Origin of the sequence: Isoptericola sp. NPDC060257, from assembly GCF_042726645.1 — a bacterium.
In the GTDB taxonomy this organism is placed as follows: domain Bacteria; phylum Actinomycetota; class Actinomycetes; order Actinomycetales; family Cellulomonadaceae; genus Isoptericola; species Isoptericola nanjingensis.
In genome coordinates, this window is sequence record NZ_JBHXAW010000477.1 from 1 (window position 1) to 1,676 (window position 1,676).

At 73.2% G+C, this 1,676-nt stretch carries 1 protein-coding gene; it reads right to left on the reverse strand.

Annotated elements, in window-relative coordinates; all coding sequences use genetic code 11:
• Positions 1-15: 15 nt before the first annotated feature.
• Positions 16-1,569, reverse strand: coding sequence for a thiamine pyrophosphate-dependent enzyme (locus tag ACFWEK_RS21455; RefSeq protein ID WP_430555356.1), 1,554 nt, complete (start codon positions 1,567-1,569; stop codon positions 16-18).
• Positions 1,570-1,676 lie beyond the last annotated feature (107 nt).

The following is a 1,676-nucleotide window of genomic DNA, read 5'->3' on the forward strand; positions in this document are numbered from 1 at the left end:
GTGCCGGCACCGCCGCTACCGAGGCAGGTTCCGCAGGTTGGAGCGCGCCATGGACATGACCTCGCCCATGCCGCCGCCGAAGACCTGCTTCGTCATCGCCGTGGCGAACCCGCGGATCTGCCCCGACGTGATGGACGGCGGGATGGACAGCGCGTTCGGGTCGGTGACGACCTCGATGAGCGCCGGGCCCTTGCGGTCCAGCCCGTCCCGGAGGGCGCGGCGCAGGTCCTTCGGCCGCTCGACCCGGACGGACGGGATCCCGACGGCGAGGCCGATGTTGCGGTAGTCCACGGGCGGGGAGTCGGTGCCGTACGACGGCAGCCCCTCGACCAGCATCTCCAGCTTCACCATGCCGAGCGTCGCGTTGTTGAAGACGACGACCTTCACCGGCAGGTCGTAGGTGCGCACGGTGATGAGCTCGCCCAGCAGCATGGACAGGCCGCCGTCGCCGGCGAGCGCCACCACCTGCCGGCCGGGCTCCGCGAACGCGGCGCCGATGGCGTGCGGCAGGGCGTTCGCCATCGACCCGTGGATGAACGACCCGATGACGCGCCGCTTCCCGTTGGGCGTGAGGTAGCGGGCCGCCCACACGTTGTTCATGCCGGTGTCGACGGTGAACACGGCGTCGTCGGCCGCCGTCTCGTCGAGCTGCACGGCTGCGTACTCGGGGTGGATGGGCGTGTGCTTCTCCACGTTGCGCGTGTACGCGCCGACGACCTTGGTCATGAGCCCGGCGTGCTTGTCGACCATCGAGCGCAGGAACTTGCGGTCCTTCTTGCGCTTGATCAGCGGGTTGAGCAGCTTCAGGGTCTCGCCGACGTCGCCGTGCACCGGCAGGTCGAGGCGGGTGCGGCGGCCCAGGTGGGAGGCGTCGACGTCGATCTGCGCGGTGCGGACGTCGGCGGGCAGGAACGAGTCGTACGGGAAGTCGGTGCCCACCATCACCAGCAGGTCCGCCGAGTGCATCGCCTCGTGGCAGGAGCCGTAGCCGAGCAGGCCGGACATGCCGACGTCGTGGGGGTTCTCGTACTGGATGATCTCCTTGCCGCGCAGCGAGTGGCCGACGGGCGCGGCCGCCAGGTCGGCGAGCTCCAGGACGGCGTCGCGGGCGTCGCGCGCGCCGGCGCCGACGAACAGCGTGACCTTCTTGGCCTGGTTGATCGCGTCGGCGAGGGCCTCGACGTCGGCGGTGTTCGGCACGACGCGCGCCGGGCAGGCGCCGGGCACGAGGATCGGGGCGTCGTCGTCGGGCACGCGCTCGTCGGCGACGTCGCCCGGCAGGGTGAGCACCGCGACGCCCGGCGCGGCGAGCGCGTGCTGGATGGCGGACCGCGTGACGCGCGGCAGCTGGGCCGGGGACGAGATCAGCTCCGAGAACACGGACGCCTCGTTGAAGATGCGGTCCGGGTGGGTCTCCTGGAAGAACTGCGTGCCGATCTGCGCGCTCGGGATGTGCGACGCGATGGCGAGCACCGGCAGCCTGGAGCGGTTCGCGTCGTAGAGGCCGTTGATGAGGTGCAGGTTGCCCGGCCCGCACGACCCGGCGCAGACGGCGAGCTCGCCGGTCACCTCGGCGTCGGGGGGGGGCCCCCACCCCCCCCCCCCCCCCGGGGGGGGCCCCCCCGGGGGCGCCCCCCCCCCCCGGGCGGGGGGCGGGGGGGGGGGGGCGCCCGGCC